General features: G+C 68.3%; 20 protein-coding genes and 1 pseudogene. 12 read left to right on the top strand and 9 right to left on the bottom strand.

From position 1 onward, the window contains the following. Window positions 1–200 precede the first annotated feature (200 nt). Both AB0I69_RS36405 and AB0I69_RS36410 read right to left on the bottom strand, forming a co-directional pair. A complete protein-coding gene (locus tag AB0I69_RS36405; protein WP_359616436.1) occupies window positions 201–890 on the bottom strand; it encodes a response regulator in 690 nt (229 codons plus the stop codon). Then, complete coding sequence (locus AB0I69_RS36410; RefSeq protein WP_363100003.1) at window positions 887–2,554, bottom strand: sensor histidine kinase; 1,668 nt, start codon at window positions 2,552–2,554, stop codon at window positions 887–889. The genes AB0I69_RS36405 and AB0I69_RS36410 overlap by 4 nt, the downstream gene beginning before the upstream one ends. Window positions 2,555–2,788: 234 nt before the next feature. On the opposite strand from AB0I69_RS36410, the gene AB0I69_RS36415 reads away from it, so the two are divergent. The 3 genes from AB0I69_RS36415 to AB0I69_RS36425 are packed head-to-tail and all read left to right on the top strand — an operon-like array spanning window position 2,789 to window position 5,672. Beyond that, window positions 2,789–3,649, top strand: a complete 861-nt coding sequence (locus AB0I69_RS36415) for an ABC transporter ATP-binding protein (RefSeq protein ID WP_363100004.1) — start codon at window positions 2,789–2,791, stop codon at window positions 3,647–3,649. Beyond that, complete coding sequence (locus tag AB0I69_RS36420; RefSeq protein WP_363100005.1) at window positions 3,646–4,524, top strand: ABC transporter permease; 879 nt, start codon at window positions 3,646–3,648, stop codon at window positions 4,522–4,524. The genes AB0I69_RS36415 and AB0I69_RS36420 overlap by 4 nt, the downstream gene beginning before the upstream one ends. Window positions 4,525–4,583: 59 nt before the next feature. Further along, on the top strand, window positions 4,584–5,672 hold the full coding sequence (locus AB0I69_RS36425; RefSeq protein WP_363100006.1) for an ABC transporter substrate-binding protein: 1,089 nt from the start codon (window positions 4,584–4,586) through the stop codon (window positions 5,670–5,672). 194 nt (window positions 5,673–5,866) lie between these two features. Here AB0I69_RS36425 and AB0I69_RS36430 read toward each other — a convergent pair whose 3' ends face one another. The 4 genes from AB0I69_RS36430 to AB0I69_RS36445 form a co-directional block, all read right to left on the bottom strand. After that, window positions 5,867–6,520 carry a class I SAM-dependent methyltransferase gene (locus AB0I69_RS36430; protein ID WP_363100007.1) on the bottom strand — a complete coding sequence of 218 codons (654 nt, stop codon included), beginning with the start codon at window positions 6,518–6,520 and terminating at the stop codon, window positions 5,867–5,869. A gap of 266 nt (window positions 6,521–6,786) precedes the next feature. Continuing rightward, complete coding sequence (locus AB0I69_RS36435) at window positions 6,787–8,034, bottom strand: inositol monophosphatase family protein (RefSeq protein ID WP_363100008.1); 1,248 nt, start codon at window positions 8,032–8,034, stop codon at window positions 6,787–6,789. Window positions 8,035–8,091: 57 nt separating this feature from the next. Next, the gene (locus tag AB0I69_RS36440; RefSeq protein ID WP_363100009.1) at window positions 8,092–9,729 is read right to left on the bottom strand and encodes an ABC transporter substrate-binding protein; all 1,638 of its coding nucleotides are present in this window, start codon (window positions 9,727–9,729) and stop codon (window positions 8,092–8,094) included. Window positions 9,730–9,734: 5 nt separating this feature from the next. Next, window positions 9,735–11,876, bottom strand: coding sequence for a hypothetical protein (locus tag AB0I69_RS36445; RefSeq protein WP_363100010.1), 2,142 nt, complete (start codon window positions 11,874–11,876; stop codon window positions 9,735–9,737). 282 nt (window positions 11,877–12,158) lie between these two features. Between AB0I69_RS36445 and AB0I69_RS36450 the strand changes: the two genes are divergently transcribed. Both AB0I69_RS36450 and AB0I69_RS36455 read left to right on the top strand, forming a co-directional pair. Continuing rightward, window positions 12,159–12,758, top strand: coding sequence for a YdcF family protein (locus tag AB0I69_RS36450; protein ID WP_363100011.1), 600 nt, complete (start codon window positions 12,159–12,161; stop codon window positions 12,756–12,758). A 512-nt stretch (window positions 12,759–13,270) separates the two neighbouring features. Further along, a complete protein-coding gene (locus AB0I69_RS36455; protein WP_363100012.1) occupies window positions 13,271–13,975 on the top strand; it encodes a Clp protease N-terminal domain-containing protein in 705 nt (234 codons plus the stop codon). 270 nt (window positions 13,976–14,245) lie between these two features. On the opposite strand, the gene AB0I69_RS36460 is transcribed toward AB0I69_RS36455, so the two are convergent. Next, window positions 14,246–15,190, bottom strand: a complete 945-nt coding sequence (locus AB0I69_RS36460; RefSeq protein WP_363100013.1) for an MBL fold metallo-hydrolase — start codon at window positions 15,188–15,190, stop codon at window positions 14,246–14,248. A 447-nt stretch (window positions 15,191–15,637) separates the two neighbouring features. Between AB0I69_RS36460 and AB0I69_RS36465 the strand changes: the two genes are divergently transcribed. Then, on the top strand, window positions 15,638–16,408 hold the full coding sequence (locus AB0I69_RS36465; protein WP_363100014.1) for a DeoR/GlpR family DNA-binding transcription regulator: 771 nt from the start codon (window positions 15,638–15,640) through the stop codon (window positions 16,406–16,408). Window positions 16,409–16,410: 2 nt separating this feature from the next. On the opposite strand, the pseudogene AB0I69_RS36470 reads toward AB0I69_RS36465, so the two are convergent. Continuing rightward, a pseudogene (locus AB0I69_RS36470) lies at window positions 16,411–16,506 on the bottom strand (IS5/IS1182 family transposase); the annotation flags it as partial. Between the two features lie 409 nt (window positions 16,507–16,915). Between AB0I69_RS36470 and AB0I69_RS36475 the strand changes: the two are divergent. Then, the gene (locus AB0I69_RS36475; RefSeq protein WP_363100148.1) at window positions 16,916–17,530 is read left to right on the top strand and encodes a dihydrofolate reductase family protein; all 615 of its coding nucleotides are present in this window, start codon (window positions 16,916–16,918) and stop codon (window positions 17,528–17,530) included. A gap of 13 nt (window positions 17,531–17,543) precedes the next feature. Here AB0I69_RS36475 and AB0I69_RS36480 read toward each other — a convergent pair whose 3' ends face one another. Beyond that, window positions 17,544–18,575 (bottom strand): LacI family DNA-binding transcriptional regulator, encoded by a 1,032-nt coding sequence (locus AB0I69_RS36480; protein WP_363100015.1) that lies wholly within the window; start codon window positions 18,573–18,575, stop codon window positions 17,544–17,546. A 241-nt stretch (window positions 18,576–18,816) separates the two neighbouring features. On the opposite strand from AB0I69_RS36480, the gene AB0I69_RS36485 reads away from it, so the two are divergent. The 5 genes from AB0I69_RS36485 to AB0I69_RS36505 are packed head-to-tail and all read left to right on the top strand — an operon-like array spanning window position 18,817 to window position 22,483. Beyond that, on the top strand, window positions 18,817–19,767 hold the full coding sequence (locus AB0I69_RS36485) for a dihydrodipicolinate synthase family protein (RefSeq protein ID WP_363100016.1): 951 nt from the start codon (window positions 18,817–18,819) through the stop codon (window positions 19,765–19,767). Between the two features lie 7 nt (window positions 19,768–19,774). Next, window positions 19,775–20,644 carry an ABC transporter substrate-binding protein gene (locus AB0I69_RS36490; RefSeq protein ID WP_363100017.1) on the top strand — a complete coding sequence of 290 codons (870 nt, stop codon included), beginning with the start codon at window positions 19,775–19,777 and terminating at the stop codon, window positions 20,642–20,644. 38 nt (window positions 20,645–20,682) lie between these two features. Further along, entirely contained in the window at window positions 20,683–21,402 is a 720-nt protein-coding gene (locus AB0I69_RS36495) for an amino acid ABC transporter permease (RefSeq protein WP_363100018.1), read from the top strand. Beyond that, complete coding sequence (locus AB0I69_RS36500; protein ID WP_363100019.1) at window positions 21,399–22,154, top strand: amino acid ABC transporter ATP-binding protein; 756 nt, start codon at window positions 21,399–21,401, stop codon at window positions 22,152–22,154. Before AB0I69_RS36495 ends, AB0I69_RS36500 begins: the two co-directional genes overlap by 4 nt. A 35-nt stretch (window positions 22,155–22,189) precedes the next feature. Next, the gene (locus AB0I69_RS36505; RefSeq protein ID WP_363100020.1) at window positions 22,190–22,483 is read left to right on the top strand and encodes a (2Fe-2S)-binding protein; all 294 of its coding nucleotides are present in this window, start codon (window positions 22,190–22,192) and stop codon (window positions 22,481–22,483) included.

Below are 22,483 nucleotides of genomic sequence, written 5' to 3' on the forward strand. Positions count from 1 at the left end.
GACACCTCACGCTTGGCCGCGGCCGACCTGCCGGCGCCCGCCCAGACGTGGTAGAGGATCTTGACGGCCCTTGCCGATTCAGCCGTTCTTGCAGGTCAGGCGTGCTGATCAGTGTCAGCCCTGTGCAGTGCTCCGCCACGGGGACGGAACCTTCGCACAGCGGATTTCCTTTCCCACGTGCAGCGGCTCACCCCAAAGGCTCACCGAGCGATCCGGTAGCGGTGTTCGGGACGGCCGGTTGCCCCGTAGCGGAGTTCGAGCCGGACCATGCCCTCCCGTACGAGGTAGGAGAGATACCGCTGGGCCGTGGCGCGGGAGACGCCGGTGAGTTCGGCTGCCTGGGCTGCGGACAGGGGGTCGTGGGCAGTGCGCAGGACCTGGTGCAGGAGGGCGAGGGTCGGTGCGGAGTGCCCCTTGGCGGGGACGCGGGGGACGGCCGGTGGCCGGGCGGCGCTGAAGAGGGCGTCCACGTCGGCCTGGTCGGTGCGTGGGGCGAGGCCCAACGCGGCTACGCGGTGCTGGAGTTCGCGGTAGGCGGTGAGCCGTTCGGCCAGGTCGGCGGAGCCGAACGGCTTGACCAGGTAGCCCACGGCGCCGAGCTTCATGGCGGTCCGTACCGAGGTGATGTCCCGGTCGGCGGTGATCATGATGACGTCGGGGCGGGCGCCGCCCTCGTCCGAGCTGAGCCGCCGCAGCACGTCGAGTCCGCTGCCGTCGGGCAGGAAGACGTCGAGCAGCAGCAGGTCGGGGTGGAGGGTGCGCACCGCGTCCAGCGTCTCGGCCACAGTCGCCGCCCGGCCGACCACCTCGAAGTCCTCGATGCGGGACGCGTAGTCGCAGTGGATGTGGCTGACGCGGAAGTCGTCGTCCACCACCAGGGTCCGGATCATCCGCGGTCACCTCTTGTCGGCGAGGCCGTTGTGAACTGTGCGTCGCGTGGTACGGGAGTGGCGTCCGGCAGGGGCAGTACGACGGTGAAGACCGCGCCCGGCCCCTCGCTGACCGTGATCGTCCCGCCGTGCCGCTGGGTCAGCCGGTGGACGAGGGCCAGGCCCAGCCCACGCCGGGCGGTGCCCCGGTCGGGCCGGGTCGACCAGCCGTCCTCGAAGATCGACTCGGTGGCGCCCGGCGGAATCCCCGGACCGCTGTCGGCGACCCGCACCATCACCAGGTCGACGGCCTCGACCAGCGAGAGCAGCACCTCCCGGCCACCCGCCGGGTGCGGTCCCCCGGAGGCCGCGTCGATCGCGTTGTCCAGCAGGTTGCCGACGATGGTCAGCAGCCGGCGCAGATGCGGCGGGTCCTCGCCGAGCGCGGAGTCCTCACTGAGCACCATCCGTACCCCGCGTTCCGCGGCCACCGTGGTCTTGGCGACGATCAGCCCCACGAGCAGCGCGTTGCCGATCCGTTCGCGCACGGACTCGGTCAGCGCCTGGTCGGCGCCGGCCGACTCCACGGCGTACTCGAAGGCGGCGTCGTGGTCACCGATGTCCAGCAGCCCGGCCACGGTGTGCATGCGGTTGGTGAACTCGTGCTGCTGGGCGCGCAGGGCGTCGGTCAGCCCGCGCACCGAGTCCAGTTCGCGCAGCAGCCCGATCAGCTCGGTGCGGTCGCGCACGGTGACCACCGCGCCCAGTTCGCGGCCGTGCAGCGTCACCGGCATCCGGTTGACCACCAGGCAGTGGTCGTCGGTCAGCACGCTGAGGTCGGTGCCGGTCAGGGTGCCGTCCAGGGCGCGGCGCAGCCGCCCGTCGGGCAACACCTCGTCGAGCCGGCTACCGAGCGCCGTACCCAGGCCGAGCAGAGTGCGGGCCTCGTCGTTGACCACGGTGATCCGGCCGTCGGGAGCGAAGGCGATCACGCCCTCCCGGATGCCGTGGAGCATGGCCTCGCGATCCTGGAACAGTCCGGCGATCTCCTCCAGTTCCAGCCCGAAGGTGGACCGCTTCAGCCGTCTGGCCAGCAGGAACGCGGCAGCCGAGCCGAGCGCGACGGCGATCGCGCTGTACAGGCCGAAGGTGGGCAGCTCCCGCCACAGCTCGCCGAGCACATCGCGTTCCGGGATGCCGGCCGACACTTCGCCGACCAGTTTGCCCGTGGGCCCCTTCAGCGGAGCCTTGCCGTTGGCGGACCGCCCGGTCGCACCCTGGTCGGAGCCGACATGGGAACGGCCGTCCAGGACCACGATCGGATCGCCCACCGGTTCGCCGATCAGCGCCGGGTCGGGGTGCGAGTGGCGGACGCCGTGCAGGTCGATCACGACCACGTACGACGCCCCGGACGCCTTCCGCATCCGTTCGGCGACGGTCTGCACGATGGCGTCGCCGCCCCCGTGTGCCATGGCCTGCCGGATCTGCGGATCGGCGGCCGTGGTCTGCGCGATGTCCAGTGCCCGCTGCTCGTAGGCACGGTCGATCTCGGCCCGCTGGGCGAATGCGAACAGTACGAAGCCGATGGCTCCGGTGAGGGCCAGGATGGCCAGCTGGTTGGCCAGGATCCGCGCGGAGAGCCTCCCCGTCCCGCCGCGGCCGATCCGGATACGGATGGGCGTCACAGGTGTCTTTGCCTTTGTCGTGCTGCCGGGCCCGGCCCCTTCGCCGTACCCGTGGTGGCGTGATTGTGTCCCACCGAGGACGTTCTGCCCACCCCTCGGCCTGCTGAGCAGAACGAGCAGAACCCCTGTTAACACGACTAACGCGAGATACGTCTGAAACAGCGACGTAATACCGGGCGGCCTTTAGCGTCTGCCTTCCTCGACCTCCGAGGTTAGGAAGGGAGACCGCCTCAGATGGCTTCGCGCAACGATGTCGCGACGAGTCCCGGCGCCGAGAAGATCGGCCGGGACAGCGCGCGAGTCGAGATTTCAGGACTCACCAAACGATTTCTGACTCCTGCGGGTGAGGTGTTCACGGCACTGCAGGACGTTTCGTTCACCGTGGAGCCGGGCCAGTTCTGTGCGGTGGTGGGCCCGACCGGCTGCGGCAAGTCGACGACGCTGAGCATGGTGTCCGGGCTCGACCGGCCCAGCGAGGGCTCGGTCAAAGTCGGCGGCCGTGAGGTGGACGGCGTCACCGACGGCGTCAGCTTCATGTTCCAGACCGATGCGCTGCTGCCCTGGAAGACGGTCCTCGGCAACGTCCTGATGGGCCCCGTCTTCCGCCGGGTGCCCAAGCAGAAGGCCCAGGCCTCGGCACGCGACTGGTTGCGCCGGGTGGGCCTGACGGGGTTCGAGGACCGCTACCCGCACCAGCTCTCCGGCGGCATGCGCAAGCGCGTGGCGATGGCCGCGGCGCTGATCAACGAACCCAAGATCCTGATCATGGACGAGCCGTTCGGCGCCCTGGACGTGCAGACCAAGGCGATCATGTCGACCGAGCTCCTCGGCTTGTGGGAGCAGATCCGTCCGTCGGTCATCTTCATCACCCACGACCTCGACGAGGCCGTGGCGCTCGCCGACCGGGTCGTTGTCATGACGTCCAGCCCCGGCTCGGTCAAGGCGGTCTTCGACATCGACCTGCCGCGCCCGCGCGGCGCGGTCCAGGAGATCCGCTTCCAGCCCCGCTTCATCGAACTCCAGCACCAGATCTGGGACTGCCTGCGCGAGGAGGTGGAGCGCGCCTACGCACGCACCGCAGGAGGTACGGCATGAGTACGACGTCCACTGTTTCCACCGCCCCGGCCGCGAACGGCTCCCAGGTCTCGGCCGCGGCCACCGCCAGGAGCGCCGTCCGGCGGCGCACCGCGCTGGTGTGGGCCGGTCGCGTCGGGCTCGCGGTCTTCGTCCTCGGTGGCTGGCAGGCCTTCACCGCCTGGGGGATCGTCGACCCGTTCTTCTTCGGGCAGCCGTCCGGCATCGCCAAGCGGCTGGTCGACCTCTTCCGGCACGGCACCGAGTTCGGGTCCTTCTACTCGAACATCTGGACAACGATTCAGGAGGCGCTCGTCGGCTTCGCTCTCGGGGCCGTCACCGGAGTGATCTTCGGCGTCGCGCTCGGCCAGAGCCGCTTCCTCGCCGACGTTCTCGGTCCCTACATCAAGATGGTCAACGCGATCCCGCGTATCGTCCTCGGCTCGATCTTCATCGTCGCGTTCGGCATCGGCGTACTGCCGAAGATCCTGCTCGCCGCGGTGCTGGTGTTCTTCATCGTCTTCTTCAACGCCTTCCAGGGCGTCCGCGAGGTCGACCGCAACATCCTCGCCAACACCAGGGTCCTCGGCGCCTCGCAGCTGCAGATCATCCGGCACGTCACCGTGCCGTCCGCACTCACCTGGATCATCGCCAGCCTGCACAGCGCCTTCGGCTTCGCCATCGTCGGCGCGCTGGTCGGCGAGGTGCTCGGCGCGCAGAGCGGCCTCGGCCTGGTCATCAAGACCGCACAGAACAACTTCGACCCCAACGGCGTGTTCGCCACGATGCTCGTCATCTCGGTCATCGTCCTCGGCGCCGAGTGGCTGATCGGCAAGCTCGAACACCGGCTGCTGTCCTGGCGCCCGCCGGCGCCTACCGAGGCCAACTCCCTCTGACGTTCCCGCACTTCCCCTCCTTCCTCTCAGAAACCCTCAGCAAAGGAATGTGGTCAGCCATGTCCAGACGACCCGTCGCCGTCGCCGCGTCCGTCCTCACCGTTCTCGCCCTCGGCGCCGTCAGCGCCTGTTCCGGCAACTCCTCGGCCTCAACCGGCGGTTCGGGCTCCACACCGACCATCAAGCTCATGGCCGGCGGCCTCGACAAGCAGATCTACCTGCCCTACCAGCTCGCCCAGCAACTCGGCTTCTACAAGAAGTACGGCGTCAACGTCCAGTTGAGCACCGAGCAGGACGGCGGCGTGGGCGCCGAGGAAGCCATGGCCTCGGGCCAGGTGGACATGGCGGGCGCCTGGTACAACCACACGATCGAGTTCCAGGCCAAGGGCAAGGCCGTCGAGGACGTCATCCAGCTCTCCGGCGCACCGGGCGAGCGCGAGATGTGCACCACCAAGTCGAAAGTCCACTCGGCCGCCGACTTCAAGGGAAAGACCCTCGGCGTCACCGACCTGGGGTCGGGCACCGACACCCTCACCCAGTTCCTGGCCGCCAAGAAGGGCATAAAGACCAGCCAGTTCCACCGGATCGGAGTCGGCTCGGGATCCACCGCCATCGCCGCGCTGCAGAACGGCAAGGTCGACTGCGTGATGACGACGCAGCCGACGGTGGCCGCGATCCAGAAGAAGGGCGTCGGCGCCTCCGCGATCGACCTGGCCACCACCAACGGCGCCACGGCGGCGATGGGCGGCGCCTATCCCGCCGCCAGTGTGCTCGCCCGCACCGACTGGGTGGACTCGCACAAGGCCACGGTGCAGAAGGTCGTCGACGCGCTCGTCGCCACCATGCACTGGATCAACACCCACAGCGCGGCCGACATCGCGAACAAGCTCCCGGCGTCGTTCGTGTCGAACCAACTGGTGACCAAGGCCGACTACATCGCGGCCCTGAACGAGGACAAGGGACAGTTCCTCCCGGACGGCCTCATGCCGGCCGGCGGTCCCAAGACCTCCCTGGCGACGGAGAAGCTGGTCGGCAACGTGAAGGGGTCGGTGGACCTCGGCAAGACGTTCACCAATGACTTCGCCGTCCAGGCCAACAAGACCGAGGGCTTCAAGACGACCACGACCCCGGCCGGGCCGAACGGCTGAGCCCGCGCCACGCGGGAGGCCGCCCGCCACCCGGGCGGCCTCTCGGAGGACGGAGGCGCCGGACATGACGAGGGGTACGGCTGGAAGACTCCGCCGGCCCCATTGCATCGGCGGCCTCGCTCAGCGGGAAGCAGGCTGCGATCTTCGCGGCGAGTACGCCGTCGCGCCCCTACGTGTGGGCAACTGAGCTGCATTCATGTCCCGGTGGGCTTGCGGGCAAGAATCTGGATGCCCGTTGACTCATGGCCGTTCATCGTGGCAACTGTCATGGTCCGGGTGCTGATGTTCTCGAAGCTGGTGAGCAGGGTGGTGAGCCACTCGCGGGAGTGGTGGCGGCATACGGCACCGTCGTCGGTGTCGAACACGCCGTAGCTGTCGTAGAGGGTGGCGTAGCGGTCGTAGCGACTACGGCTGCGTTCGTCGTTCTGTAGTAGAACGTCGCTGATGTAGAGGAGTCCGCCGGGCTTGAGGATGCGGTGCAGCTCGGCGATCAACCGGTGTTGGGCTTCGTCGCCGGGGACGCAGGTCAGCACGGCGAAGAGCAGGACCGCGTCGAAGTCGGCGTTCGGGGAGGGCCAGGACGCTGGTGTGTTCAGGGTGATGAAGGGCATGGTGGGTTGCCGCTGTCGGGCTCGTTTGATCATTTCCGGTGAGGTGTCGGCGCCCGTCAGGTTGTCGAAACCGTGCTGGGCGAGTTCTTCCATCGTGCGGCCGTAGCCGCATCCGTAGTCGAGAATCGCGGCTGCCCTGCTGATCCCGTCCAGCCAGGGCATATGGAGCGGGTGGGTGAATGTCTTCGTGGCCGCGGCCACGTCCCAGTAGGGAACTTGGCTGTCGAGATCGGACACGGCGGCTACCTTTCCGGGGACCGGCTCAGGGTGGTCATGCTGCCAACGGGGCGGGGTACTTGGCGAGTTCGCTCCGATCCAAGTGGATCCAGTGCTCGTCCGGGAGGTCGCGGAACGTTGGATAGTTGCCCCTGATCGACGGCGATCCGCTTCGCAGCACTGGGGCTCTGCGGCGCCCTCGAACTCCCCTCGGGGTGGCACCTGGAGCGGTAGGTCTTCTCGCGTGACGCGAGTCCAACTGACCGACAAGAAAGGGGGCGTGCGGGTCAGTTGGGGGATTTGGCCATGTTCAGGAGCTGTTGGTGGAGGCCTGGTCCAGCGAATAGTGCTGCGCCTGTGTCGGTTCGCCGCTGGCCGGAGAGGTCGCTGAAGGTGCCACCGGCTTCCTCGACGATGGGGATCACCGCGGCAATGTCCCAGGGGCCGGCGCCGAGCAGGAGGAAGGCGTCGACCTTTCCTGTCGCGACCAGGAGGGCTCCGTGGCAGCTGCCGGATCCGGTAGATGGCTTGCGGGGTGGCGGAGCGGTGGGGTCCGCTGTCGACCAGTCGAGCGCGGGGAGCACGGTTGCGGTGCCGGCTGCCAGCCGCGCGGCAATCGCGCGTTCGGTTTCGCTCAGGCGGGGCGGTGGAGGCCAGATTCCGATGGCAGCATCCTTGGCGTTGCCTCCTGCCACGAGAATCAGACGACGCGGCAGCACTGAGGGATCAAACGGGCATGGCCCCATCCAGGCTCCCGTCCCTGGCATTGCCCACCAGCGACGCCCGAGTGCGGGGGCGGAGACCATGCCCAGGGTCACGACACCGTGTTCTTCCAGGGCGATGAGGGTGCTCCATTCCGGCTCGCCCGCGATGAAGCTCGCAGTGCCGTCGATGGCATCCATGATCCATCGGCGACTGCTGCGCCCGTGGGCACCGAACTCCTCACCAACGAACGCGTCGCTGGGATGTTCCGTACGGATCGACGCGCGCAGGGCACGTTCAATCGCGCGGTCCGCCTCGGTGACCGGGCTTCCGTCGTCCTTGTCCTCGGTGCCCAGGTGAGGTGCACGGAAGTAGCGCCGGGCGATCTCGTCTGCCTGATCGGCCAGGCGGTGTGCCAGCGCCAGGTCTGCTGAGTCCGTCATACCGCTCACTCTTCCCACCGGTACCCCATGACCAAATCCTGGTCCAGCGAACGGACTCGGGTTGTCCGCGCGCCCAACGAGGAGGTTGTCCGTCTCGGTCCAGTAGGAGAACTCGGACAGACTGGTCTTGGCCAGGACAAGGCCGCCGGCCGCTCGCATGCGCGCGACCGTGGTCGCGTCGTGTGCCACCGCCGCCACCGCCTCATCGGCCGCGCCTGCGGCAGCGAGCGCCTGATCGGCCAGGACCGTGACGACGGAGTTGAGCCGGGGGTCGATCCCGTCGATGCGCTCCAGACGCTGCTGTACGACTTCCACCGCGGAGACCTGGCGCGTGCGGATCAGCTCCGCCGGCGCGGTCGCGTCGAGCCAGCCGATCTCGGCGGCACCCATCTGCTTCCCCTCCGCCCAAGTCACGATCATGGCAGCCGCCGGGCCGTCTCGGCCGTCTCAGGAAGTGCCGCTCGGGATCACGCAGTTCTTCGGCTGTTCCTTGCCGGTGGGCCACCCCAGGCCGACGAACTTCAGGGTCCCGCCCGCGCTCCGGCCCGGGTTCAGTTCGACCACCGCGACCGGCTTGTCGTACGGATTTCCGCCGCTCGTCAGGCAGATCAGGCCGCTCGTGCCCCTCACCCGGTGCACCGACTGGAGTTTCGACCACTCCTGACGGACGTCCGCGAGGCCGGGCGCCTGTTTGGCGTCGTTGCCCTGTACCTCGTGCAGGGCCGTGCCGATGGTGACGAGGCCGTCGTAGACGAGCATGGTGCGGGAGTCCTCCAGGTTCGGGGTGGAGCCGAGGTCCGTGCCCGCCTTGCTCGTGCTCCTGATCAGGTCGCCGAGGGCGTCCAGGGCCGCTTTGGGCTCCGTGAGGTACTGGGGGAGTTCGTTCGCGGTGGGCTCGCGGTCGTGGGTCGCCTTCCACCGCTTGGTCCAGGCGGCCAGTTCGGTGTCCCAGGCGGCCGGGTGCGCGGGGGCCGCGTACTGGACCGTCACCTTCGCCACGCCGCCCTCGCCGCGCAGCTGCGCCCAGTCCTTCTCGGACATGGCCTGCCGCAGCGAGGCGGCGTCGGAGCCGCTGACCAGGGTGAAGTGCCGGTTCGCGCACGTCTGCCTGGCGAGTGTGAGCGCGAAGATCCGCAGGTGCAGCGTGCGCCCCGCGAAGTAGACGGTGTCGGCCGCAGAACCGCAGATGTTGTTGGCGATCTGCTCGAACTGGCTGCCGGTCGAGCCGGCCTCGTCGATCCCCGGGGATTCGAAGGTCATATCGGCGGGACCGGCCGGACCCGTCTCCTTGATCCCCCGGAACGCGTTCGCCAGCGACTCGTCGTAGGCGTCCGGGCGGGTGTCGTAGACCAGCACCGTCCTGGCGTTCCGCCGGCCCCGCTCGCCGTTGAAGTTGGCCAGGGCCTCGGCCGCGTTGCCGTTGGTGGGGATGATCCGGGCCAGGCCGGGGAATCGTTGCTTCTTCCCGTCGACGTTCGCGATCCCGTCTCCGCTGATCCGGGAGGCGAGCACCGGGACACCGTTCTCCGTCAGACGTTCTACGGCCTTCTCGGTGGCGTCGAGGGTGAGGTTGAAGCCGGTGACGGCTCGCAGCTTGTCCTTGTCGGACTGGGCCATGTCGAGCAGGGTGCTGACGACCTTGTCCTGATGCCCGTAGTTCTGCCCGGGGTTGGCCAACACCAGCCGGATCTTGGGCACTTGGCCCTCACCGGAGTTGGCCTGGCGCTGTCCCAGATACGCGCCCTGGAGGTCGCTGCGCATCTGCCGCCGCAGCCCCGCCGTGTCCGACTGGAGGGGCAGCATCATCGCCACGGTGACATGGGGCTGGTTCGCGATCCTCTTGTTCTCGACCGAGATGGCCTTCGCCACTGCGCTGATCTCCGGTGTGCCGAAGTCGTAGCCCGCGCCGTCGACGCCGATGCACTCGCCGCCGACCTTCTCGATGCCGTGGTGGCAGGTGTCCGGCTTCCCGATGGTGCGCATGCCGTACACGCCGACGGTCACGAGCACGGCCACGCCCGCCAGCGCGTAGAGGATCTTTCCCCATCTGGGCAGTCTGTTCCACCTGGGTATCCAGCTGGGCATCCCCGTTACCTCCTTCGGCCGAGCTGATCGGTGCAGTCGCAGCGGAGCAACGGCTGCTCGTTCGCGGCCAGTTGGCTCCACTCGGTGGCTGTCGGGCCGAGTTCTCCGGCGCCGTCGAAGTCCATGGTCGACAGCTGCCTCAGCAACTGCTCCAGCGTGCGGGCCATTTCGCCCCCGGTCGGCCTGGTGCGCTCCTCGCACAGCCATACGGCGTGCAGCAGTTGGTCGACGGTGCGGCGCAGCGGCTGCCCGTCCACCCGTACCAGACCCTGGGCGCGCTTGCGGCGCTCGTCCGCCCCACCCGGATAGGGCGCCTGGGCGATCTCCAGCAGTTCCTCGCACCACTGACGGGGGCGGCCGGGGAGGGTGGCGGCGAGGTGGCGGACCACGTCGTCGACGCCGCCGGAGACGAGGTGGTGGTTCATCTGGTGGGTCGTCGCCGAGTGGAACGCACCGCCGCTCGGCTCGCTCCCGGCGTAGTGGTCGCGCAGCAGATGGTGGTCGGCGTACCAGGCGGCACCGTCGCGCTCCAGCCCGTACAGCCGATGCACCAGCAGCTGGCGCAGGCCGAAGTCCCCGATGAAGTGCCGCTTGCAACTGGGCCACCCGGTGTCGTTGAGCAGCCGCGCGACCTCATCTGCCGTCAGGCGCAGGACACGGCCTGCCTGGTGATGGCGCAGCAGGACGTCCGCGCACTCCGGGTCGTGGGCCACGGACAGATGGGTGAGGAGATCCAGCCACTGGTCATGATGTTCGTCCGGAAGCCGCACCGGCAGCTGGTCGAGGATCAGCTCCTGAAGCAGTACGTCCGTCACCGGTTGCTCGGGGGTGCCGTCCGGGTGGTGCAGCGTGGCGTCCAGGATGGCCCGGTCGTTGGCGTCCGTGTCCATCCGGTGGTCGGCGGCGGCGGTGGCCAGCCGGATCACCGTGTGCGGCCGTCCGCCGCTCAGTTGGGCCACGGCGGCGGTGATACGGCGGCGATGCGCACCGCCCTCCCGCTCCGCGTCCAGCTGTATCTGCTCGGTCGCCCGGCGGAGCTGGTCGCCGCTGAGGAAGGGCATCCGCAGGATGAGCACCCCGGCGGACAGCGGGCCCCGGTCCCCCTCCCGGTCCCTGCGGCGGGACCAGGTGGCCGGCACCCCGTCGGCGGGCCGGAACGCCGCCACCTCCCTCGGTGGCAGACCCCCGTGCAGGAAGGCGCCGCCGTCCGCCCGGCGTGCCGTGCCCACGATCACCACGCGGTCGCGCTGCCCGTCCCGGCGGTCGGTGAGCACGGCGCGCAACAGCCGCTCGCCCAGCGGTTCTTCGGCGTGGTCCAGCAGCAGTCCCGGGCGGCCGACCCGGCCCAGCCAGCCTCCCAGACCCACGTACGCCGCCTCCAGATCCTCGCGCAGCGCCCGGAACAGGAAGCGCTCCGCGTCCTCCCGCCGCTCGCCGCCGGTCCGGAAGTCGGCGGCGAGCCTGCGCAGCCCGTGCTTGGGCTGGCCGGCCGCGCCGGGATACTCGCCGTAGATCCGCGTCAGTTCCGCCTCGCCCCGGGGTGTCAGGCGCTCGAAGAGGGCGTCGAGCAGCGCGGTGAGCGCGGCGGCCCCGTACGGGCCGAGCGTCTGTCCGGCCAGGACCTCCAGCATTTTCCGTACGGCCCCGAGGAGCGCGCCGCGCCAGAAGTCGCGCGCCCCCAGACCGCGCAGGCGCGGCTGCTGGATCAGCTCCTCGTACCGCTCGACCTCTGTCCTGATCGCCTCACCGGTGCCGCCCGCGACGCCGGTCGCGATCACCGCCAGGCCCGCGAAGAACCGCGGGAAGGTGAACGCGCCGCCCGTTCCCCGCCAGGTGTGCAGCAGCAGGGCGGCCTCGACCAGGGCCTCGGTCACCGCCGAGCGGGCACCGGGCTCCGGCCCGGCGCGGTCCGCGTACACCGGTGAGGCGCAGTCCAGACGGATCACGGGAACGTGGCGGGCGAAACGGTCGTGCACCGCCCGCAGCAGCCGTCCCTTGCCCATCCCCGGGCCGCCGGTGAGCAGCACCACGGGCAGGTCAGGGCCGTACAACGGCTTGCGGTCGGCACCCGACGGCGACCGCCCTAACAGGCGTGCGAAGAATCCGTCCGCGTCGAGGAGTTTCTCAAAACCCAGGGCCTCATACACGCATCTCCCCCGATGATGCCCGCCCGCCCGATAGCGGGTGATGGATGTGGTGAATGGAGATTAGTGGAACACGAGCCCTTCAGTCAGGACAACGGCTGTTGTGTGAAAGGACGTTGGAGGTGGGGATCCTTGGTGCCGAAGGGATCCTCGACCTCCGCGCCGTATACGGCAACGGCGATTTCACCGCCGGTTTCGGACCGCCGGATCACACCAGCGAGGGTGCCGTTCGCGGCGTGGCCGGTCTCTTCACTGTCCGATACCGAGGTGCCCTAGAGTCGCCGCATGCGACGAAGGACAGCCGTTGTCATAGCGGGGGCGGCAGCTCTGGCCTGGGGCGAGTGGTTGAACTGGTGCTGGTCCCGGGCTCTCGTGGGGAATCGTGCGGGCTCCTCCGAGGCTGTGGTCGTGCTGGGATACCGGAATCCCGAGGCTCCGGCGAACTTCATCAACCGCTGGCGAGTCCGTGCCGGAATTCGCTCCGTCAGCGCCGGCAGTGTGCATGGCACTCGCGTGATCTTCAGCGGCGGTTCGACCACCGGTGGCGTCACGGAGGCTCAGTTGATGGCCGACTACGCGCAGTTGGTGCTCGGGTTCGACGGCACCGTACTCCTCGAAGACGAGAGCGTGACGACATGGGAGAACATCACCAATGTGATCCCGCTCCTTGAGGACGTCGACCGCATCAAGATCGCCTCCCAACCGGCCCATGCCCTGAAGGCCCGCGCGTACTTGCAGCGACAGCGGCCCGATCTTGCCGAGCGGCTCGTGCGGGCGGATGACTACCGCCCTGGTGAGTGGATGCCCGTCAAACCTCTGCTGGCTCTCTACGGACTTTGGACGCTCCGCGCTCTCAAGACCGACGAACGGAAGACGTCGCTGTAGTTGGCCGTTGTGGTGCCGGTGTCACGGACGGCTGCTCTTGAGCCGGCGTCAGCAGATCATGCTTCCGCCGAGGGTGAGAGAGGCTTGGTGGATGCCATCGGATCTCACGGCGAATCCGGAGGGTGAAGAACACGTCTCCCCCGCGCAATTCGCCCTGAGTGAGGTGGCGTTGGAGACCCAGGCGTGAGGCCGACGGGCGGGGCGATACTGAACATTGCCGATGCCCTTGCGGACTGGATCGAGTATGAGGACAAGCAACTCCCCTGCATCCTCGACCACTTCACTCGGATGATCACGGACACGCTTGCCCCGAGCCTGGTTCGCCACCTCGACGACGCAGGGGCCCAGCTGATGGCCACTCGACCGGGATATCTACTACCGCCCGGGCGGACAGACAGCAACGGCGTCCCACGTTCCGGCATGCCCGACCCGTCGCACGAACTGGGGAGCCCACCCGAAACGGGCGTCAATTACAGATTGACGATCGAGGATCGTCAACTTAAGATTGACGCATGAGCCCACTCGACATCAGCCTCGCCGACCTGATCGCCCGCCTCGACGAGGAGCTCCCCGACACCAACGCACTGGCCCGCATCAGCGAAGCACGACTGCGCGCCCAGACCCTGTCCGACCTCGGTGACCAGCTCATCGACCACTACGTCAGCAAGGCCAAGCAGACCGGCGCGTCGTGGACCGAGATCGGCGACGCCATCGGGGTGTCCAAACAGGCCGCTCAACAACGCCACGCACCCGGTCCCTTCGAGCGGTACACGAACCTGAACCGGCACAGCATCGTGCTCGCGCAGGAGGCCGCCCGGACGCACAGGCACGACTCCATCGGCACCGAACACCTCCTGCTCGGCCTGCTCGGCGAACCGCAGGGGCTGGCGTACGAGGTGCTGGTGGCGAAAACCGAGTCGGAGCAGCGTGTCCGCGACGCGATCGAGGAAGCGTTGCCGCCGACCGGGGAGAAGGTGCTGCGGGGGCACATCGCGTTCCGACCGGAGAGCAAGGAGTCCATCGAGCAGGCGCGCCGCGCGGCGGCCGATCTCGGCCACGACTGGGTCGGCACGGAACACACGCTTCTCGGCCTGATCCGCGTCGAGGAGAGCCCGGCCGCGCGGATCCTGCGCAACCTCGGCTTCACGTCGGACGAACTGCACGAGACGGTCAAGACCGAGATCACCAACCGGCTCGCCGCGCGCGACATGCGGTAAGGAAACGAAACGATCGGTCGTCGTGGAGGGGCTGCCGGCACAGCCTGCCTGTCGATTCAGCCTCCCCACCCGACGCGCGTGGTGAAGAGAAGCTGCATCTCCTTGCGGGTCAGCGGAATCAGGACACCTGAAGCATGTTGCCGGGCATGTTCGTCGGCGGTGCCCGCGCTACCAAAAAGCAACGCGTCCGGCGATGCCGGTGTCTTGACCCGGTCTCGTTCATGGGACCCGTCAGGTTGTCGACGGAGACCAACTAACAGGGCATAGCGGCTAATAGCGCATAGCGGTGAAATCGATAGGCCTGGGCTGAAGCCTCTGGACGCGGTCCGTAAGCCGCTTCATTCGGCTGCTCATCTCCGGGGCGGGGAGCCGCTTGCGGTCGCCGTGTCCCGGCAGGAGCCACTCGAAGTGGAGTCGGTCGGCACTTCGTGCCAAGGAAGCGCCCAACTCCGCGATGGAGTACCAAGTGACGCTCTCGGCCACTTCCAGATCGGCTGTTGTACGCGACCAGTACAGGCTGTCGCCGCTGAAGCAGTACCGCTCGTCGGCGACATAGAGCACGCTGCCCCGGGTGTGGCCCGGGAACGGGTGCGCTGTCACACCCTCACCGATCTCCACCGGGTCCGTGCCGCGCAGGACTTGGTCGGCATCCGGCTCGGCGTCGAGGTCACCCGCGTGAATCCACAGCCGGGCGCCGAAGCGTTCGGCGTAGCGCAGGCCGTGAGCGGCATGATCCCGATGAGTGAGCAGGACATCGCTGACGGGACCCAGTTCCTCGTACCGCGCAGCCAGCGTGCTGCTCCAGCGTGGCGTATCGATCATCATCATGGTGCCGGAAGGGCGACGCAGCAGGTAGGAGTTGGCTCCAGCCGTGCGAGGAGAGTTGTGCCCGCACAGGTGAACATCGTCGTCCAGGGCCAAAGGGAAGGGATCCAGGGCACTGTCGAGCGGACCGGCGGAATGGCGGATCGACCGGACAGGGCAGGCGAACGCGGCGGCGTGCAGTCGCCGAGCCTCCGCCCTGTTCCGCGGCTGCCGGATCATCTCGGAGCGGCCGGCAACCTCGCGTATCAGTTCAGGGGCAAGCTGACGCGCGACGTCGCAGTTCGTACAGCGCGTGTCGACATACCAGCCGCCGTCCGCCGCGCTCAGCTCTTCCCCTCCTACGGCAGCGCCCTCATCTCCCGTGGATGTGGGTAACAGACCATCGTTCATGGTGACTCCGTCCCGGATTATGCAGGCCGAACGCCTCCTCAAGGGATATCTCGCCCCGAAGGAAAAGAGGAAGGGGGGCCGGTGCTTGTGCTTCCCGGAGTGGCCCGCTCTGTCCTTCCTGGGGCTTGGCCGAGTGCCGACGCATCGGCTCCGGCAGGAACGGCCAGATTGATTCCACTGGCACATGGCACTCGTCGGCGAGAACACGATCTACAGCTGGAGTAGAGGCACTGTTCGCGGACATACCCGCGCCCCTGACGACATTTCACGGCCTACGTCGACGCCCGGCGACCTGGGCTGCCTTCAAACAGGTCGATTCGACCGGCCCCCCCCCGGGGGGTGGGCGGCCAGCGCAAGGGCGGCACCGCCGCGGATGCCCAAGCAGTCGTCAACTGCGGCCAGACGTAGGCAGGTTGCGCTTGTCGGAAGCGTGTAATGTCCCGTTGCGTGCTGGCTGAACGACGACATCAACTCATCTTGCAGGCCCTGCGTTCCGGCGGCACCGTCTCCGTGGCCGACCTCGCCGAGCAGCTTGAGTCCAGCGCGGCGACCATCCGTCGTGACCTCCTCAAGCTGGAGGCAGGCGGGCTGCTCACCCGTGTCCATGGTGGAGCGATCATCGACGAGGAGCGAGCTCCCTTCAACGATGCCGCCGGGCTTCTGGTGGCAGAGAAAGACGCCATTGCCGCGCAAGCGGCCACGATGATCGAGGACGGCCAGTCGGTCATTCTCGACAGTGGCACGACGGTCCACCGGCTGGCACTTCAACTGCACGGTCGCCGACTCACCATCATCACCAACAACCTCGCCGTGTATGACGAGCTCATCGGCGACGAGAACATCGACCTGATGCTGCTCGGGGGCATGGTCATCCGGGAGTCACGCATGCTGGACGGTTTCATGGCGGAGGACAACCTTCGTCAAGTTCGCGCCGACTGGTTGTTCATGGGTGCTTGCGGCCTCCGCCCCGGGGGCCAGGTCATGGACACCACCGTGGCCGAGGTGCCCGCCCGCCGCGCCATGATTGCCGCCGGCGACAAGGTGGTGCTCCTGGCCGACAAGAGCAAATTCCCAGGAACCGGCATGGTGAAGATATGTGGCCCCGAGGACCTGGACGCGGTGATCACCAACGCATCGGAAGACGACGCGACCTGTATGGCCCTGCACGAGGCCGGCGTGAAAGTAATACCGGCAGCTCCAGCCGAAGTCGACGGCTGACAAAGCGACTTGTACTGCCGGTAAACCATGAGGCAGCAGGCGACTTCGAGGAACGCTTCGTGGATATCGGCTCGACGTTCCCATCGGATCCTCACGCGGTGAGGTACATCCTCTACGGCGCGATGAAGCGCATGCGGACACGCAACCGTGCCCACGCCGTCTCCTACGTCATACGCGCCGGACCGATCTGAGCCACCGTCACACCACACCTGGGCGCTACCCCCAGCCCTCCGGCCGATTCACCGATCCAGGGGCAAAGCCGCATAGTGAACAGACGGCGAGGACCTGCCATCCGGATCTGCGGACTCCACGATCGAGCAGCGCGTTTCGCACCCTGCGCGGCGGCGCCCTCCGCACTCGACTCCCCCTCGCTCGCGCGTCGTCTCCCCACCCGTCACGGCAAGTGACGCGCCGCGGTCACGCCGAGGCGTGTCGAATGCGTCGGCTCCCGATCGACGTGAGAGTGAAGACAGCACCCCCACGAATCAGGAGCACCCCATCGTGACCGTGACCGTGACCGCGGATATGGCCATCTCCCTCGACGGCTTCATCGCCGGCACCGGCGTGACCGTCGACAACCCGGGCGGCCACGGCGCCGAGCCGCTCTTCGAGTGGATCCACAACCTGGCGAGCTGGCGGGAGCGCCAGGGCCTGACCGGCGGGGCGGAGAACCGTGACTCCGAGCTGATGCGCGAGTGGTTCGACGCCACCGGAGCGGTGGTCATGGGCCGGATGATGTACGACACCGGCGAGGAGTTCTGGGGCGACAACCCACCGTTCCGGGCCCCGGTCTTCGTCCTCACCCACCACCCCCGGCCGACCCTCGTCAAGCAGGGCGGAACCACCTTCACCTTCGTCACCGACGGCATCCACAGCGCCCTGCACCGGGCGAAGGCCGCCGCCGGCCAGAGGAACGTCGACATCGCGGGCGGCGCGAGCACGGTTCAGCAGTACCTCGGGGAGGGACTCATCGACGAACTCCAGCTGCATGTGGTGCCCGCCCTCCTCGGAGCGGGACTACGGCTCTTCGAAGGACCGGGCACCGGGCCGCAGCGCGTCGAGCAGGTCAGGGTGGTCGAGACGCCCCTCGCCACCCACCTGAAGTACCGCTTCGTGAAGTGACCGGACTCCGAGATCACGACGTCGGGGCCGTGGTCGAACTCCGTACCACCAGCCGGGAGCCGACGCGGATGAGCCGGCCGACGTCCTCCGGGCCGGGGTCGCCGTTGTCGGGGCGGCTGTCCATGCGGCGCAGCAGTTGCTCCGCGGCGAGTTCGCCGAGGTCGCGGGCTCCGTTGTCGACGACGGTGATCGGCGGGTGCCAGTACGGGAACCAGGGCGCCTCCTCGTGGCACACGAGAGAGAGCTGTTCCGGCACCCGGACCCCGAGCTGCACCAGGGCTCCGAGCACCCCGAACGTCGCTTCGTGGTTGGCGCTGTACAGCGCGGTGGGCGGGCTGTCCGCGGCCATCAGCCGCATGGCCGCCTCCGCGCCGAACGGCACGGTGTACGGACCACGCGCGCACAGGGCGGGATCGGGTTCGAGTCCGACGGTGGCCAGGGCCGCGGCGAATCCGGCGTAACGGTCGCGTCCGGAGTCGACGCGGGGCGGGCCGCCGATGAAGGCGATGTTCCGGTGCCCGAGGTCGAGCAGATGACGGACGGCCAGTTCGGCACCGTCCCGGTCGCTGGCCATCACGGAGTCGCCGGGGGCGCTGTCGGGTGTGCGCATCAGGTTGACCACGGGGATGCCGGCCGCGCTCACCTCCCGGACCGTCGCGGTGTTCTCGCCGGTTCCCACGATGATCAGGCCGTCGACGCGATGGTCCAACAGCACGTCCAGGTAACGGCGTTCACGCTCCGGGTCCGAGTCGGTGACACACAGCAGCACCTGGTAGCCGCGCTCGTCCAGCCGTTGCTGGAGCACCTCGGTGATGAGGTGGAACGAGGCGTTCACCAGGTTGGTTATCACCAGCCCGACGAGGTTGCTGCGCCTGGTGCGCAGTCCGCTGGCGATCCGGTTGGGGCGATAGCCGAGGCGTTCCGCGGCGGACTGCACCGCGCGCTTCGTCTGCGCACTGACCCGGCTGGAGCCGCTGAGCACCCGCGAGGCCGTGCTCTTGGAGACCCCTGCCGCCTCGGCCACCTGGTCCAAGGTGACGGCCACCGGCCCACCCCCGATCATGAAATCGATCCCATACGACTCTTCTCACGCGCCGAGCCGTGATCGCCATCATGTCAGACGTGGTCGAGTCGGTGGCGTAAACAATGCGTTTCGCCAGCAGTTTCCGGCCAGAACGAGGTTGACCGTCCCCTCCGGCCGATGTCACGGTGCTGTGCAATCGATCCCACAGAGTGGTCCCACCAGGTGACGTCCTGACGGGACTGACACTCGATCGGAGCTCACCATGAACACCTCGGTCGCCGTCCCCTGGCGCGGCTACTGGCCGGCCGCACCCACTCCCTTCGCCGCCGACGGCTCCCTCGACGAGGACGCCTGGCGCGCACTGCTCGGGCTGTACGCGGAGCACGGAGTGCACGGAGTCCTGGTGAACGGCACGACCGGCGAGTGGTTCAGCCAGACCCCCGAGGAGCGCCGCCGGGTCGCGGAGATCGCAGTCGCCGAACTCTCCGGACAGATACCGGTGGTGATCGGCTGCGGCGCGTACACCGCCGCCGAGTCCGCACGGTACGGCGAGCACGCCCGCTCGATCGGCGCGGACGGCATCCTCACCACCCCTCCGCCCTACGTCCACCCCAGCCAGGACGAGATCCACGCCTTCTACGCCACCCTCGCCGGGGCGGTCGACCTGCCCCTCATGGTCTACAACTGGCCGCGCGGCACCGCCGTGGACATCACGGTCGACACCCTCGTCAGGCTGGCCGAGTTGGACACGGTGGTAGCCGTCAAGGACAGCTCCGGCGACGAGTTGAAGGTCGCGGACACCTGCGCCGCCCTGGCCGGGAAGGTCCAGGTCTTCGGCCGCTTCATCCACCGCCGGGGCATGGCCGTAATGGCCGAGTTCGGCGGCGCCGGAAACATCGACGGCGGCGGCCTCGGCGCCCGCTTCGCCGTCCCCTTCTACGAGGCCTACTGGGCCGGTGACCTCGACCGGGCCCGGGAATGGTCCGCACGCTACGAACGACTGGTGAACCTGCTCGTCAACGACGACTACAGCTCACGGTTCGCCTCACCCACCTCGCAGCTCAAAGCCGCCATGCGGCTGCTCGGGCAGCCCGGAGGGCACGTACGCCCCCCGCTGCTCCCCCTGGAGGACCCGTCCGCGCTGCTCGGCCTGTCCGAGGCGCTCGACGAGGCCGGGCTGCACTCCTGTTCCACCAGCACCGGAAAAAGGTGAACCGACCGTGCGCAGACTTCTCATCGCGGCCTCCTCCGCCGCCGCCCTGCTTCTGACCGTGGCGGCCTGCGGCAGCGAGGACTCGTCGTCCGCCGCCGCGGCCCCGACCGGCTGTACGCCCAAGGTGGGCAAGGCGGACCTGGTCAAGGCGGGCGCGTTGACGATCTCGACCAACGCGACCCTGCCGCCCATGCAGTACCTGGACTCCTCCAGCAAGATCGTCGGCATGCGGGTGGACCTCGGCGACGAGATAGCCAAACTCCTGTGCCTCACCCCGAAGTTCGTCAACATCCCCTTCGACGCGCAGATCCCCGGTGTGCAGTCCGGCCGCTGGGACATGATCGACACCGGCATGTTCTACACACCGGAGCGCGCCAAGACCGTCAAGCTCGTCCCCTACGAGGTCCAGGGCGTCTCGATCTCCGTCGCCAAGGGCAACCCGAAGAAGATCACCTCCGAGGACGACCTGTCCGGAAAGACCATCGCCGTAGAGGCTCCCGGTTACGAGTTCGACACCCTCACCGCGCTCAACAAGGAGCTGAAGGCCGCCGGCAAGAAGCAGGTCACCGTCCGCACCTTCACCACCACCGCCGACGCCTACCAGGCACTGTCCGCGGGCCAGGTCGAGGGCGTCGCCATCGTCGAGGCGGTCACCAGCTACTACCAGAAGGACGGCCGCTTCGAGACGGCGGTCAAGGGCATGAACCCCGCCCCGCTCGCCCTCGGTTTCGGTAAGCAGAAGCCCGCCGACGCGGTCGCGGACGCGCTCAACACCCTTCGTAGCAACGGCTACTTGACCAAGTTGTTCAAGAAGTACGGCGTCACGGCCTACACCGGCGACCTCAAGGTGACCACCGGCGCGATCAGCGCGAAGTAACCCGACCAGCGCCAAGTAACCAGCGAAGGGCGAGAGCCATGTGGTCCTGGGATGCCTTCTTCGACTTCCTCACCAATCCCCAGCTCATCCAGGGAGCCTGGACGACGATCTGGCTGACCACGGTCAGCATGGCGCTCGCCCTTCCGCTCGCCGTGCTCGTGGCACTCGGCCGGGCGTCCCGCATCGCACCGGTCCGGGCGGTCACGGGCTTCTACGTGTGGCTGATGCGGGGCACCCCTCTCCTGGTCCAACTGGTCATCATCTACACCGGGTTGCCCCAGCTGGGCCTGCGCCTCGGCGTGATCAGCGCGGCCCTGACCGGCCTGGTCCTCAACGAGGCGGCGTACCTCTCGGAGATCGTCCGCGCCGGGGTCCTTTCGGTCCCGCGCGGCCAGTCCGAGGCGGCCCGCGCGCTGGGCATGCCGCCCTGGAAGGTGTTCCGGGTGGTGGTCATGCCGCAGGCGCTACGGGTGATGGTCCCGCCGCTCGGCAACAGCTTCAACGGACTGCTCAAGACGACCACGCTCGTCTCGGTCATCTCCGTCGAAGAGCTGCTGCGCCGCACGCAGTTCGCCGTCCAGACCAACTTCCGTGTCCTGGAGGGCCTCACAGTAGCTGCCCTTTACTACCTGGCGATGACCACCCTGTGGGGCCTGGTCCAGCGGTGGCTGGAAGCCCGGGTGGGCCGCGGTCACGAGAACAGGCCGACAAGTGGCCGCCGCATGAAGAGCGCGGTCCTCGAATTGGAGACCCGATGAGCACCGAGACGGTCGTCGAAGCGCGCCAGGTCCGTAAGTCGTACGGCCATGTCGAGGTGCTCAAGGGCATCGACCTGACGGTTCACCGCGGCGAGGTGGTCCTCGTCCTGGGCCCTTCGGGCGGCGGCAAGAGCACGTTCCTGCGCACCCTCAACCACCTGGAGACCCCCGACTCGGGCACCGTCAGCATCTGCGGCGAGCGGATCGGCTACGGCGAGCGCGGCGCCCTGCGGGAGAGCCGGATCGCCGTCCAGCGGCGGCGTACCGGCATGGTGTTCCAGCAGTTCAATCTGTTCCCGAACATGACGGCGCTGGACAACGTGGCGTCCGGTCCGGTGCACGTGAACGGTGTCTCGAAGTCCGAAGCACGCGGCGCGGCAGGCGAGTTGCTGGCCATGGTGGGACTCGCCGACAAGACCGGCTCCTACCCCGCCCAGCTCTCCGGTGGCCAGCAGCAGCGGGTGGCCATCGCCCGTGCCCTGGCGATGCGCCCGGAGTTGCTGCTCTTCGACGAACCCACCTCGGCGCTCGACCCGGAGATGGTCGGCGAGGTCCTCGACGTCATGGTCCGGCTCCGCGAGGAGGGTATGACCATGATCGTCGTCAGCCATGAGATGGGCTTCGCCCGGGCGGCGGCCGACCGGGTGGTGTTCATCGCCGACGGGTTGGTGGTGGAGGACAAGCCCCCGGAGTTGTTCTTCTCCGCGCCGGAACACGCACGCACCCGCCAGTTCCTGGACCGGATCCTGTGAGCCCTTCACTTCCCTCGATCCCTGTGAGCACAGCCATGAGCACCAACTCCCCGCCAGAAACGGTCACCGTGACCATCGACGGCTCCCCCGGCCAGGCCTGGGCGGGCCAGTCCGTGACCGCCGTCCTGGTCGCGGCCGGCATCTGGCCGCTGCGCCGCAACCCGGTCAACGGCCAGCTGCGCGGCCCGTTCTGCGGAATGGGCGTCTGCCTGGAGTGCGAGGTGACCATCAACGACCGTCCCGGCACCCGCAGTTGCACTGCGCACGTCACCGACGGCATGGACATACGCACCCACACCGAGCCCCTGCCGACGGCCGCGCATGGCTGA

This window comes from Streptomyces sp. NPDC050508 (assembly GCF_040655155.1).
GTDB lineage: Bacteria > Actinomycetota > Actinomycetes > Streptomycetales > Streptomycetaceae > Streptomyces.